9 protein-coding genes and 1 tRNA gene are annotated in these 13,302 nt (G+C 61.8%); 6 read left to right on the top strand and 4 right to left on the bottom strand.

What is annotated here, in order from left to right:
- Window positions 1–54 precede the first annotated feature (54 nt).
- The 5 genes from ACR3EK_RS03605 to ACR3EK_RS03585 all read left to right on the top strand — a co-directional run bounded on the left by ACR3EK_RS03605 (window position 55) and on the right by ACR3EK_RS03585 (window position 6,054).
- Window positions 55–1,641 (top strand): ABC transporter substrate-binding protein, encoded by a 1,587-nt coding sequence (locus ACR3EK_RS03605; RefSeq protein ID WP_480632698.1) that lies wholly within the window; start codon window positions 55–57, stop codon window positions 1,639–1,641.
- A gap of 15 nt (window positions 1,642–1,656) precedes the next feature.
- A complete protein-coding gene (locus ACR3EK_RS03600) occupies window positions 1,657–2,613 on the top strand; it encodes an ABC transporter permease (RefSeq protein ID WP_170340107.1) in 957 nt (318 codons plus the stop codon).
- A complete protein-coding gene (locus ACR3EK_RS03595; RefSeq protein ID WP_170340710.1) occupies window positions 2,610–3,425 on the top strand; it encodes an ABC transporter permease in 816 nt (271 codons plus the stop codon). The genes ACR3EK_RS03600 and ACR3EK_RS03595 overlap by 4 nt, the downstream gene beginning before the upstream one ends.
- Complete coding sequence (locus ACR3EK_RS03590) at window positions 3,422–5,059, top strand: ABC transporter ATP-binding protein (RefSeq protein WP_170357191.1); 1,638 nt, start codon at window positions 3,422–3,424, stop codon at window positions 5,057–5,059. Before ACR3EK_RS03595 ends, ACR3EK_RS03590 begins: the two co-directional genes overlap by 4 nt.
- 158 nt (window positions 5,060–5,217) lie before the next feature.
- Entirely contained in the window at window positions 5,218–6,054 is an 837-nt protein-coding gene (locus ACR3EK_RS03585; RefSeq protein ID WP_170405376.1) for an alkaline phosphatase family protein, read from the top strand.
- 6 nt (window positions 6,055–6,060) lie between these two features.
- Here the strand turns inward: ACR3EK_RS03585 and ACR3EK_RS03580 are convergent, their stop codons facing one another.
- The 4 genes from ACR3EK_RS03580 to ACR3EK_RS03565 all read right to left on the bottom strand — a co-directional run bounded on the left by ACR3EK_RS03580 (window position 6,061) and on the right by ACR3EK_RS03565 (window position 11,063).
- Window positions 6,061–6,984 carry an alpha/beta hydrolase gene (locus ACR3EK_RS03580; protein ID WP_480632697.1) on the bottom strand — a complete coding sequence of 308 codons (924 nt, stop codon included), beginning with the start codon at window positions 6,982–6,984 and terminating at the stop codon, window positions 6,061–6,063.
- A 12-nt stretch (window positions 6,985–6,996) separates the two neighbouring features.
- Window positions 6,997–8,886 carry an acyl-CoA synthetase gene (locus ACR3EK_RS03575; protein WP_480632696.1) on the bottom strand — a complete coding sequence of 630 codons (1,890 nt, stop codon included), beginning with the start codon at window positions 8,884–8,886 and terminating at the stop codon, window positions 6,997–6,999.
- A gap of 154 nt (window positions 8,887–9,040) precedes the next feature.
- Window positions 9,041–10,861: an ABC transporter transmembrane domain-containing protein gene (locus ACR3EK_RS03570; protein WP_480632695.1), complete on the bottom strand. Its 1,821-nt coding sequence runs from the start codon at window positions 10,859–10,861 to the stop codon at window positions 9,041–9,043.
- Window positions 10,862–10,989: 128 nt separating this feature from the next.
- Window positions 10,990–11,063: transfer RNA gene (locus ACR3EK_RS03565), tRNA-Gly, on the bottom strand.
- Between the two features lie 307 nt (window positions 11,064–11,370).
- Between ACR3EK_RS03565 and ACR3EK_RS03560 the strand changes: the two genes are divergently transcribed.
- A complete protein-coding gene (locus ACR3EK_RS03560) occupies window positions 11,371–13,260 on the top strand; it encodes a PhoX family protein (protein ID WP_480632694.1) in 1,890 nt (629 codons plus the stop codon).
- The last annotated feature ends 42 nt before the right edge of the window (window positions 13,261–13,302 follow it).

Genomic DNA, 13,302 nt, shown 5'->3' with positions numbered 1-13,302 from the left:
CAATAAAAAGCCCGTAAAACGGGCACACAAAACACTCAACTGGGAGATATCCGAATGAACGAACAACTCACTCACATGGCCAGCCAGGTGACCGCCGGGAAACTGACCCGACGTGAATTCATGGGGAAGGCAGCCGCATTGGGTGTATCGGCTGCCATGGCCAGCACCGTCTTCGCCGACGCGGCCCGCGCCGCTGGCGCCAAGAAAGGTGGCGATCTGAAACTGGGCCTGCAGGGCGGTGAATCCACGAACTCGCTGGACCCGGCCACCTATGCCAGCTCGGTTCCGTTCCAGAACGGCAAGCAGTTCGGTGACCAACTGGTAGAAGTCGCCCCCGACGGCACGATCGAGCCGCGCCTTGCCGAAAGCGTTGAAGGCAGCGCCGATGCCAAGGTGTGGACGTTCAAACTGCGTCAGGGGGTCGAGTTCCACAACGGCAAGACCATGACCAGCGAGGACGTGCTGAAAACGATGCAGCGCCACTCGAACGAAGATTCGAAGTCGGGCGCGTTGGGCATCATGAAGGGCATCGAGTCGATGAAGGCCGATGGCGAATATTTTCAGGTCACCCTGAACGAGCCGAACGCCGATCTTCCCTACCTGATGGCCGACTACCACCTGATCATCCAGCCGGACGGCGGAATGGATAACCCGGGCGCCGGTATCGGCACCGGTCCGTACAAGCTGGAAGCGGACGAACCCGGTGTGCGCCACCTGTTCTCCAAATTCGAGAACCACTGGAACCCGGATTTCGGCAACTTTGACAGCGTCGAAGTGGTGGTCATCAACGATGCCACGGCCCGGACGGCTGCGCTGCAGTCGGGTCAGGTCCACGCGATCAACCGGGTTGAGCCCAAGGTTGCCGACCTCTTGGGTCGTGCGCCCAACCTGACCGTACATTCCACGGCAGGACGCGGCCACTACGTGTTCATCATGCATTGTGACACGGCGCCGTTCGACAGCAACGAACTGCGGACCGCTCTGAAATACGCGATCAACCGCGAAGAGCTGGTCGAGAAGGTACTGCGCGGCTATGGCTCGGTCGGGAATGACATGCCGATCAACGCAGCATACCCGCTGTTCGATGAGACGATCCCGCAGCGTGAGTTCAGCGTTGAAAAAGCCGCCGAACATTACAAGAAGTCCGGTCATGACGGGTCGCCCATCATTCTGCGTGTGGCCGACGGAGCCTTCCCTGGCGCCGTGGATGCCGCAGCCCTGTTCCAGCAGACCGCCCAGCAGGCCGGCATCCCGCTTGAGATCAAGCGCGAGCCGAATGATGGCTACTGGTCCGAAGTCTGGAACGTACAGCCGTTCTGCGCGTCCTACTGGGGCGGCCGTCCGGTGCAGGACCAGATGTACGCAACTGCCTATCTGTCCACCGCCGACTGGAACGACACCCGGTTCAAGGTCAAGGAATTCGACGACCTGCTGTTTGCCGCGCGTGCCGAGCTGGATCCGGCAAAGCGCAAGACCATCTACAGCCAGATGGGCATGATGGTCCGTGACCAGGGCGGCCTGATCTGCCCGATGTTCAACGACTTTGTCGAAGGCATCAGCAACCAGCTGGATGGCTGGGAAACTGATCCGACCCAAGAGATGATGAACGGCAACATGTCCCGCAAGATGTGGTTCGTCTAACTCGGATCGACAGGTATGCATCCTATCATCAAACTGGTTTCCCAGCGCCTGGCGCTGGGATTCCTCTTGCTGTTTGGCGCTTCGGCCCTGATTTTCGGGTTGACCGAGGCCCTACCCGGAGACGCCGCGCAAGCCGTCCTGGGGCAGTCCGCCACCCCTGAATCCCTTGCCAACCTCCGTGAGGAGATGGGGCTGAACCGTCCCGCCCTGACCCGGTATTTCGAATGGCTTGGCGGAATTGTCCAAGGTGACATGGGCACGTCCCTGACCAACAAGCTGGACATCGCCGAGTCGGTCAGCAACCGATTGGGCAATACGTTGTTTCTTGCCTTCTGGGCGGCCATCGTCTCGGTCCCCCTTGCAATTTTTCTTGGCCTCGTCGCGGTACGCTACCGCAACCGCTGGCCCGACAAGCTGATCTCAGCCGTTACTCTGACGACAATCTCGATCCCGGAATTCCTGATCGGCTACGTCCTCGTCTATTTCATCGCGGTCAAGCTGGGCATGTTCTCGCCGCTGGCGATGATCAATGACAGCATGTCCTTTTGGCAAAAGCTGAACTCGATCGCGCTGCCCGTCATCGTGCTGACCATGGTGGTTCTGGCGCATATGATGCGCATGACTCGCGCCGCAATTTTGAACGTAATGCAGTCGGCTTATGTCGAAACGGCCGAACTCAAGGGCCTGAGCAACTTCAAGGTCATCTGGCGCCATGCCTTCCCGAACGCCATCGCCCCCATCGTGAACGTGGTGATGCTGAACCTGGCCTATCTGGTCGTCGGCGTCGTCGTGGTCGAGGTGGTGTTCGTCTATCCCGGCATGGGACAGTATCTGGTGGACCATGTGACCAAGCGCGATGTGCCGGTGGTGCTGGCCTGCGGCGTCATCTTTGCCGCCATCTATATCGGGCTGAACATGGTTGCCGACATCGTCGCGATCCTGGCCAACCCAAGGCTGAGGCACCCGAAATGAAGAACATCCCAATCTCTGCAATGATCGGGCTGGCCTTCACCGCCCTGTATTTCATCATCGCCGTCTTTGCGCCCTTCCTGGCGCCCTACGGCATGGCCGAGGTGGTCGGCGACGTGTGGGAGCCCTCGAGTTCGGAATTCTGGCTGGGCACCGACAATATCGGCCGCGATCTTCTCAGCCGAATGATCTATGGCGGGCGCACCACGATCTTCATCGCCACCGCCGCCACCATCCTCAGCTTCGTCACCGGTTCGATCCTGGGCTTTCTGGCGGCCGTGCTGGGGGGCTGGGCCGATCAGGTGATGTCGCGGACCGTGGACCTGATCATGTCGATCCCGTCGCTGATCACCGCGCTGGTGGTTCTGGCCATGGTGCCGGTCACCATCCCGGTTCTGATCGTGGTCATGGGCCTGCTGGACGCCACCCGCGTCTATCGTCTGGCCCGGGCCGTGGCCGTTGACATCGAAGTCATGGACTATGTCGAGGCCGCCAAGCTGCGCGGTGAGGGCCGCGGCTGGATCATCTTCCGCGAGATCCTGCCCAACGCGCTGTCCCCGCTGGTGGCCGAACTGGGCCTGCGCTTCATCTTCATGGTGCTGTTCGTCTCGACCCTGTCGTTCCTGGGCCTGGGCGTTCAACCTCCGCTGGCCGATTGGGGCGGCATCGTGAAGGAAAACAAAGACGGCATCGTCTATGGAATCGGCGCGGCGCTGTACCCGGCGGTGGCCATCGCCACGCTGGCCATCTCGGTCAACCTGGTGGCCGACTGGATCCTGAACCGCACCACATCGCTGAAAGGAGGCCGGGGATGAGCGATACCCTTCTCAAGGTCCGTGACCTCAAGATCGGCGCAACCGTCTACCCGCCGGGCGAAAAGCCCCGCGACATCGAAATCGTGCACGGGGTCAGCTTTGACCTCGAGCGCGGCAAGGTGCTGGGGCTGATCGGGGAATCCGGTGCGGGCAAATCGACCATCGGGCTGGCATCGATGGCTTATGGCCGGGGCGGCGTTAAGATCACCGGCGGTGAGGTCTGGGTGAACGGGCGCGACATCCTCAAGACGTCGCTGTCGGATATCCGCAAACTGCGCGGCGGCGAGGTGACCTATGTATCGCAATCGGCGGCGGCGTCCTTCAATCCCGCCAAGAAGATCATGGATCAGGTGGTCGAAGCCGCGGTCGAGCAGAAGAAGTTCAGCCGCAAAGAGGCCGAGGCCCGTGCGCGTGAGCTGTTCGCCAAGCTGGGCCTTCCCGACCCGGACAACATCGGCAACCGCTATCCGCACCAGGTCTCGGGCGGGCAGCTGCAGCGTTGCATGACGGCGCTGGCGCTGTGCCCCGAGCCGGATCTGGTGGTGTTCGACGAACCCACGACCGCGCTCGACGTGACCACCCAGATCGACGTCCTGATGGCGATCAAGGAAGCAATCCGCGACACCGGCGTGGCCGCGCTGTACATCACCCACGATCTGGCGGTCGTGGCGCAGGTCAGCGATGACATCATGGTGCTGCGCATGGGCGACACGGTCGAATACGGCACCACCGACCAGATCATCAACAACCCACAAGAAGAGTACACGCGGGCGCTGGTCTCGGTCCGTTCGATCGAACACGAGGAAAAACAGCCCACGCCCGAACCCGTGCTGCAGGTCGATGGCATCACGGCCCGTTACAAAGGGCTGAATTTCGACGTGCTGCACAACGTCAATGTCGAGGTACATCCGGGCCAGACGCTGGCGGTCGTGGGGGAATCGGGGTCGGGCAAGTCCACGCTGGCCCGGGTGATCACCGGCCTGCTGCCCCCGCGCGACGGCGAGATCACCTTTGCCGGGCGCAAGCTCAGCCCCGATCTGGCCGGACGCTCGCGCGAGGACCTGCGCGAGTTGCAGATGATCTACCAGATGGCCGATGTTGCGATGAACCCGCGCCAGACGGTGGGTACAATTATCGGCCGGCCGCTCGAGTTCTACTTCAACATGCGCGGCGCCGAGAAGCGCAAGCGCATCGTTGAACTGCTGGACGAGATCGAACTGGGCGAAGGTTTCATCGACCGGTACCCGGCCGAGCTGTCCGGCGGTCAGAAACAGCGTGTGTGCATCGCCCGCGCGCTGGCGGCCAAGCCCAGGATGATCATCTGTGACGAGGTCACCTCGGCGCTGGATCCGCTGGTGGCGGACGGCATCCTCAAGCTGTTGCTGGACCTGCAGAAGATCGAGGACGTGGCCTATCTGTTCATCACCCATGACCTAGCGACGGTGCGCGCGATCAGCGACAGCATCGCCGTGATGTATCAGGGACGCGTGGTTCGCTATGGGCCCAAATCGCAGGTGCTGAGCCCACCGTTCGACGACTATACCGACCTGCTGCTCAGTTCGGTGCCGGAAATGCATCTGGGCTGGCTGGAAGAGGTCGTGGCCCACCGCAAGATGGAGAGCGCCGGCAACTGAGCCGCTGGCTGTGCAAGCCGACAAAACACTCTGAAATCCCGACACTTTGTTTCTATCGAAGTGTCGGGATTTTCTCATTCCGGGCGCGAACGGGCAGCCTTGGCTGACCGAATCTCCTAGGGTGGGCCAAATAAGTCATCCAATACGAGAGCCATGCAATGGACCGCAAGCTTCTGCTCATCATTCTCGACGGGGTTCCCTGGCGCAATTTCCGCCGGCTATTCGGCAACCTCGAGGGCTGGGTCGACAGCGGCGAGGCGCGGGTTTGGAAGCTGCGTTCGGTGTTGCCGTCGATCTCGGCCAGTTGCTATGCCTCGATCCACACTGGCGTTACACCGCAGGAGCATGGCTGCACCGGAAACGGCAACGTATTCCGTCTGGACCACAAAGACATTTTCAGCCAGGTGCGCGAGGCCGGCGGCGTGACCGGTGCCGTCACCCACAGCTTCTGGTCGCAGTTCTTCAACCGCCACCCTTTCGACTATGTGCGCGACATCGAATATGACGAACCGGACAGCGCCACCATCAACCACGGCCGCTTCCACTCGATGACGGGCTATGGCAAGGCCAACCAGATGACGCCGTCGGATGTCGACCTGTTCGCGACCCTGACCAACCTGTGCCTGCGGTTCGGGCTGGATTACGGCATTCTCCATACCTGTACGCTCGACAGCATGGGCCACCGCTTCTACCACGACTGTGAAGAGATGGATCACGCCTGCTTCGTCATGGACGAGATGCTGGCCCCTTTCATCCCCCGCTGGCGGCAGTTGGGATACGAGGTGATCGTGACCGCCGATCACGGCCAGGACGAGCGCGGCCACCACGGCGGGCGCAGCGCGCTGCAGCAGGAAACGGCGCTGTACTACTTCGGCGATGCCGAGGGTCCCGATGCGGAAACGGTCATTGACCAATTACAGTTGGCGCCCACGATCCTGACCCGCATGGGCGCACCGGTGGCCGAGACGATGAAGGCCAGGCCGTTCCTGCGCTGAGCGCGGTCAGTCGTAGTTCCACAACCCCTGCCCCAGCGCCTCGACCGCGATCGAGATCCGTTCGAAGCTGTCGGCGGCGCGGGTCACCGAATGGCGGGCGCGCAGGTAGCCATGCACGAGTCCGGCCTCGTTGATCCAATGCGCCTGCCCGCCGGCGGCGGTGATTTTGGCGCAGTACGCGGCTCCGTCATCACGCAGGGGATCGCAGTCGGCGGTCACGACTACCGTCGGCGGCAGCCCGGAAAAGTCGGTATCGTGCAGGGGTGCGAATGTTGGGTCATGTTCCGGGACGTCGCCGCCGCAGCGGACCTTTTCATAGAACAGGACCTCGTCGCGCGTCAGCATCGGGGCGTGGGCGTGTTCGATGTACGATCCCTGGTTCGGGTCGCCGCCCAAACCGGGATAGATCAGAACCTGCCCCAGGATGCTCCCGATGCGCCCGCGCGCGTGATGGGCGACGGCTGCGGCCAGGTTTCCGCCCGCGCTGTCCCCGGCCAGAACCAGCGGATCGCCGAATTCGGATTCCACCCAGTTCACCGCGGTCCAGCAATCCTGGAACTGCGCCGGATGAACATGTTCAGGACACAGGCGGTAGTCGACCGCCACCACCCGATAGCCAGTTTGGGCGCACAGTTCGGCGCAGACGTCATCGTGGCTGTCCAGCCCGCCGACGACGAAACCGCCGCCATGCATGTAGACGACGGTTCGGGTGGGATCTCCGCAGGAATAGACGCGCACCCCGACCCCATCGGCCGAGCTGTCCCGCGTTTCGACGCCCGGTGGACGCGGCTGCCGAAACGCGCGGCACATGTCGTCATAGACGCGGCGCTGGTCCTCGATGGACCGATCCACCGCGTCTTCGGGATAGCTTTCGGCGGTGCGCCGGATGAACGCCCAGGTCTCCTCGTCGATCAGACGTTCATAGTCCATTGCCCCTCCGGATCAGTCGGCCCACTCCCACGGCCGGGTGAAGTTGCCCAGCACTTGGTTCACATCGTCTTCGGATGAGCCGTTCGCGTCAAGCTGCGCGACAAGGCCGCGCTTTTTGTCGTCGATGACCGACACGACCCGCGCCGCAACGCCGGCGGTTTCCAACGCCTGGTTGTAGACCCGAGTGATCGCCTGTTTGCGCAGTTCTGGCTTGAATACTTTGCCCACCGCCGTCTTCGGCAGTTCGGGCAAGATGGTCATGTGCTTGGGATGCGCGGCGCGTTCGTGCACGTGCACCTTGCAGTATTCCAGAAGTTCTTCCTCGGTCACGCTGGCGCCTTCGACCAGTTCGACAAAGGCACAGGGCACCTCGCCCGCATGGGCGTCGGGCTGGCCGATAGCGCCGGCAAAGGCCACCGCGTCATGACCCAGCAAGGCCTCTTCGATCTCGGCCGGGTCGATATTGTGACCGCCGCGGATGATCAAGTCCTTGGCACGGCCCGTGATCCACAGATACCCGTCCGCATCGAACCGACCCAGGTCGCCGGTGCGCAGGTACTTGTCGAAATAGTAGAGATCGACGTTCTTGTCTTCCTCGGTATAGGTGTTCCCGGCATAGACACCCGGGTTCGACACGCAGATCTCGCCCACTTCGTCCACCGCGCATTCCTTGGGGCCGTCGGGACTGTCGCGCAGGATCTTGACGTCGGTGTACGGGAACGGAATCCCGATCGAGCCAATTTTCTTCTCGCCATCCACCGGGTTGCAGGACACCAGGCAGGTGGCCTCGGTCAGGCCATAACCTTCGACGATGGTCACACCGGTCGCTTTCTCGAACCGGCGGAACAGTTCGACCGGCAGCGGAGCCGAACCCGAGAAGGCCGTCTTGACGGTCGAGATGTCGGCATCCACCGGACGCTGCATCTTGGCCGAGATCGCCGTGGGCACGGTGATGATGAACGAAACTTTCCAACGTTCGATCAGCTTCCAGAAGTTGTCGAACACGCCGTCGCCGCGATAACCGGCGGGGGTCGGGAACACCACATGGGCGCCCGACGACACCGCCGCCATCACGATCACATGGCAGGCAAAGACGTGGAACATCGGCAGCGGGCACATGATCACGTCCTCTTCCGAGAACAGCAGCGTGTGGCCCAGCCACCCATTGTAGATCATGCCGGAATATTTGTGCTGCGCGACCTTGGGCATACCTGTGGTGCCGCCGGTATGGAAATAGCAGGCAACCCGGTCCTCTTTGCTGTCCTCGAAGGTCAGCGTGGTGGGTTGCTTCGCCAGTTCCTTGTTGAAATCCAGATAATCGGCGTGGGCCAGATGCTCTTTGTCGGCCATCTTGGGCCGGACCAAAGGCACGATCCACGATTTCGGCGGCGTCAGGTACCGGTTCAGGTCAATCTCCAACACGGTGTTGACACCCGGCGCGTGGCGCACGGCCTCGGCGACCTTCTGCGCGACGTCCGTTTTCGGGAATGGCTTCAGCGTGACCACGACCTTGGCCTTGGTCTCACGCAGGATCGACGCGATCTGCTCTGGCTCGAGCAGCGGGTTGATCGGGTTCACGATCCCGGCCACCGCGCCGCCCATCATGGTGACCAGCGTCTCGTTGCAGTTGGGCAGCACATAGGCCACCACGTCGTTTTCCTTGACCCCCAAAGAGCGGAACAGGTTGGCCGCCTGGTTCGTCTTGGTCAGCAGTTGCGACCATGTCAGGGTTTCGGCCTTGTCCTTGGGGCCGGACAGGATCTGGAAACTGATCGCGTTGCGATCCGGGAACTTGGCGGCCGTCCGCGAGAGCAGTTGATGGAGCGTGACGGGGACGTCGCGGTCCTCCCACGGCATTTCCTGCTCCATTCTCAGTTTGTCTTCCTTGCCCACAAAGGCCATGTGGTTCCTCCCCTTTTTTACCCTGCATTTTTGCAGGCTGTCTTGCGTCCAAGATGTAAGCAAATGCAGCCCTGCGCAAGCGAGGGCTTACCCTCGGGCAAGGGGAAAAAGTAGAATGACGCTACGGCGGTTCGCGAAATGCCCGCGCGTCACTTCACTCGGCGGCCACACCATCGGTGAACTGGAGACGCGCCAGACGCGCATAAAGCCCATCTTGCGCCACCAGATCGTCATGGGTGCCCTGCGCCACGATCCGGCCGTTCTCCATCACCACGATGCGATCGGCCTTTTTCACGGTGGCCAGACGGTGCGCCACGATCAGGGTGGTGCGCCCGGCGCGCATCTGGTCGACAGCGGCCTGTACGGCGCGCTCGCTCTCGGCGTCCAGCGCCGAGGTCGCCTCGTCCAGCAGCAGAACCGGAGCGTCGCGCAAAATCGCCCGCGCGATGGCGATGCGCTGTTTCTGACCGCCCGACAGCATCACGCCGCGTTCGCCGACGAAACTGTCATAGCCTTCGGGCAGGGCCGAGATGAAGTCATGCGCCGCGGCGGCACGGGCCGCGGCCTCGACCTCGGCATCCGAGGCGTCCAGCCGTCCGAACCGGATGTTTTCGCGCGCCGAGGCCGCAAAGATCACCGGATCCTGCGGAACCAGCGCCATGTGCTGCCGGAAATCCGAGCGGCGCATGTCGCCCAGATCGATCCCGTCTAGGCTGACCTGACCGGCCTCGGGGTCGTAGAACCGCTGGATCAACTGGATCACGGTCGTCTTGCCCGCGCCCGAGGGGCCGACGAAGGCCACGGTCTCGCCCGGGTGCACGGTCAGCGACAGGTCGTCCAGCGCCAAAACGTCAGGCCGGGCCGGGTAGCGGAAGGTCACGTTGTCAAAGGTTATCTGCCCCTTGACCGGCTGCGGCAGCGCCTTGGGCTGTGCCGGGTCGTTGACGGTATCCTCGGCGTTCAGCAACTCGACCAGCCGCTCGGTGGCGCCTGCGGCGCGTTGCAACTCGCTCCAGATTTCGGAAAGCGCGGCCACGGACCCGGCCATGATGATCGAATAGATCACGAACTGGATCAGCACGCCCTCGGTCATCACGCCATTGCGCACATCGTTCGCCCCCATCCACAAAACTCCGACGATCCCCGAGAAAACCAGAAAGATCACGATCACCGTCAGAACCGCCCGCGTCTGGATACGGCGCAGGGACACATGGTACGAGGTCTCGGTCATGTCACCGAACTGGCGGCGGCTGGCGTCCTCATGGGTGAACGCCTGTACGGTCTGAACGGCGCCCAGCGCCTCGCCCGCATTGCCCGACGAGGCGGCGATCCAATCCTGGTTTTCGCGGCTGATGACCCTCAGCCGACGCCCGAGAACCAGGATCGGCACCACCACCACCGGGATCAGCAGCAGAACCAGCCCGGTCAGCTTTGCCGAGGTCAGCAACATCAGCACAAGCCCGCCGATGAACATCAGGAAATTCCGCAATGCGATCGACACCGACGACCCCAGAACGGATTGGATCAGCGTGGTGTCCGTGGTGATACGGCTCAGGACCTCACCGGTCATGATGCGTTCGTAGAACGCAGGGCTCATGCCGATGACGCGGTCAAACACGGCTTTGCGGATGTCAGCCACCACACGTTCACCCAACCGGGTCACCAGCATGTACCGGATACCCGTTCCCACCGCCAGAACCGCCGCGATGCCCAGCGCCGCCAGGAAATACCAATCGAGCAGTTCACCGTCTTCGATGCGGAAGTTGTCGACCACGCGCCGCACGGCCAAAGGCAAGGTCAGGGTCATGCTGGCCGTCAGAACCAGCGCCAGCGTCGCCCCAAGCATCAGCAGTCGATAAGGCTTCATGAACGGCCACAAAGAGGCCAGCACGCCCAGCTTCCGGGATCCGGGTCGATCTTCATGAGCACCGGGCGCCTGCACGTTTGCTTGGTTGGCGGAGCGTGTTCTTGCCATGCCTGACCCTTTTTACCTTCTGGGACTCGCGATACGGCTTCTTGGCGGCGCAGGCGCGCCGGGTCAAGGAGACTGCGCGCAATAGCACCCCGACAAGGGCTTTTTGACGCAACTTATTCCGGAGAGTTTGGAGCGGGTAGACGGAATCGAACCGACATAGCCTGCTTGGAAGGCAGGGGCTTTACCATTAAGCTATACCCGCTTGGTGAAGGGCTGAGTAGTCCATGCCCGGGCCGTCGTCAAGAACCGAAATCCACCTACGCATCGCTTTTGCGACTGCCTGCTTGCGGTCAACCATTGCAGACTGCGCGGCCAACCGCCCATCGCTCTGAATTGCACTTGTTTTGGGGTCGCGCACTGGCGCAGCATACGATTGCAGTGCTTGCCGTTCGCGAAAACCTGCCTAGCGTGTGTACCGCCCCAAACGGTTAATGGGGTTGTTAAGTACCTGTAACAATCAGTTCCTAAATCCGTTTCACAAATTCATTCCGACAGCGAGGAATCATCCAATGAAAGACGTTGATCCAGCCACCCTTTCCGCCGACGACTGGGACGAACTGCATTTCCCCCGCCCCGACGAAAACGACTTTGACCGCGTCGTCGAAAGCGCCCTGTCGCGACGCGGCTTTCTGGGCGGAGTGTTGGCCTTCGGGTCGGGTGCTGCGGCCATGGGCAGCGGTCTGCTGGGGTCGACCTCAGCCCACGCACAGACCGCTTCTCGTTTTGCCTTCACCCCGATTGCGGCCCAGACCGATGGCACCGTGCATGTGCCCGAGGGGTATGAATGGAAGGTCCTCATGCGCTGGGGCGATCCGCTGTTCTCCGAGGCTGACGGGTATGACATCACCGATGGTGGACCGGTCGAGAACTCGGACAAGGTATTTGGCGAAAACACTGATGGTATGGAAACCTTCTCGTTCCAAGGGCACCAGTTGATTGCCATCAATCACGAGTATCCCAACCGCAAAATCAACCTGCCCGCAGCGCAGGAAGGTGTGCCCGCAAACGCGGATGACGTTCGAAAGTTGCAGAACCTGCAGGGTGTGACGGTGATGGAAATTGCCGAAACCCCGGATGGCTGGACCGTGGTCAAGGACAGCCCTTTCAATCGCCGCATTCACCACAACACCCCCATGAAGATCGTGGGGCCGGCAGCTGGCCACGACCTGCTGAAGACCGAGGCCGATCCGACCGGCACAACGTCGCTGGGCACCATGAACAATTGCGGGTCGGGCAAGACGCCTTGGGGAACCTACCTGACCTGCGAAGAGAACTTCAACGGCTACTTCGGCTCCAGCAATGAAAGCGCGACTTATACTCCAAAGGTCGCGGATGGCTTCAAGCGATACGGCATCAAGGCCGAAAGCTGGAACGGATACGAGTTGTTCGATCCACGGTTTGACACTTCGAAGAACCCGAACGAACCACATCGCGTCGGCTGGGTGGTCGAAATCGACCCGACCGATCCCAACAGCACCCCGGTCAAACATACCGGACTTGGGCGGTTCAAACATGAAAACGCCGCGGTCGAGCTGGCCAAGGATGGTCGCATTGTCGTCTATATGGGCGATGATGAGCGGGGCGAATACCTGTACAAATTCGTCTCGAACGGCGTCTACACCCCCGGCGGGGATACCGAAGGTCTGCTGGATGACGGCACGCTGTATGTGGCCAAGTTCAACGACGATATGTCCGGTGAATGGGTGCCGCTGACGCCGGAAACCACTGGCATGGACGAGGCCGAGATTCTGATCTTTGCCCGCATCGCTGCATCTGAGGCCGGTGGAACCACGATGGACCGACCGGAATGGGTTGCAACCAGCCCGGTTCTTGCCGAGGCTTATTGCTGCTTGACCAACAACAAGAACCGTGGCGTCAAACCCAATGCGGGTGGCGATGATACTTCGGTCAATGGTCCCAACCCTCGGGAGGCCAACAAATACGGGCAGATTGTTCGCTGGCGGCCTGCCAACCAGGATCATGCAGAAACCGAGTTTCAGTGGGATCTGTACGTCATGGCCGGCAATCCGACAGTGCATTCCGATGCGTATGCCGGGTCCGAGAACGTAAACGAAGGCAACCTGTTCAACTCGCCCGACGGGATGATGATCGACAGCACCGGCGTGGTCTGGATCCAGACCGATGGGAACGACGACAACGAAGGCGATTTTGCAGGCCATGGCAACAACCAGATGCTGGCCGGCGACCCAATCACGGGTGAAATCGTTCGCTTCATGACCGGCCCGAACGGCAGCGAGGTGACCGGCCTGACATGGTCGGCCGACCGCCGGACCATGTTCGTAGGCATCCAGCACCCCGGTGGATCCTGGCCAGATGGGGGCACGCCGCGTTCCTCGATCATCGCGATCAAACGCAAGGACAACGGACTGGTCGGCTGAACCGTCTTACCTCAGCGATCACCCCCGGCGAAGCGTCGGGGG

The sequence above is a fragment of the Ruegeria sp. BC8 genome (assembly GCF_056535705.1).
Note: the sequence above shows the minus strand (reverse complement) of the source record. Positions and strands in the feature narration are given on the sequence as shown.

Excerpts from the sequence above, each read along its gene's own strand:
- ACR3EK_RS03605 (WP_480632698.1), top strand. The coding sequence starts at position 55 with ATGAACGAACAACTCACTCACATGGCCAGCCAGGTGACCGCCGGGAAA.
- ACR3EK_RS03600 (WP_170340107.1), top strand. The coding sequence starts at position 1,657 with ATGCATCCTATCATCAAACTGGTTTCCCAGCGCCTGGCGCTGGGATTC.
- ACR3EK_RS03595 (WP_170340710.1), top strand. The coding sequence starts at position 2,610 with ATGAAGAACATCCCAATCTCTGCAATGATCGGGCTGGCCTTCACCGCC.
- ACR3EK_RS03590 (WP_170357191.1), top strand. The coding sequence starts at position 3,422 with ATGAGCGATACCCTTCTCAAGGTCCGTGACCTCAAGATCGGCGCAACC.
- ACR3EK_RS03585 (WP_170405376.1), top strand. The coding sequence starts at position 5,218 with ATGGACCGCAAGCTTCTGCTCATCATTCTCGACGGGGTTCCCTGGCGC.
- ACR3EK_RS03580 (WP_480632697.1), bottom strand. The coding sequence starts at position 6,984 with ATGGACTATGAACGTCTGATCGACGAGGAGACCTGGGCGTTCATCCGG.
- ACR3EK_RS03575 (WP_480632696.1), bottom strand. The coding sequence starts at position 8,886 with ATGGCCTTTGTGGGCAAGGAAGACAAACTGAGAATGGAGCAGGAAATG.
- ACR3EK_RS03570 (WP_480632695.1), bottom strand. The coding sequence starts at position 10,861 with ATGGCAAGAACACGCTCCGCCAACCAAGCAAACGTGCAGGCGCCCGGT.
- ACR3EK_RS03560 (WP_480632694.1), top strand. The coding sequence starts at position 11,371 with ATGAAAGACGTTGATCCAGCCACCCTTTCCGCCGACGACTGGGACGAA.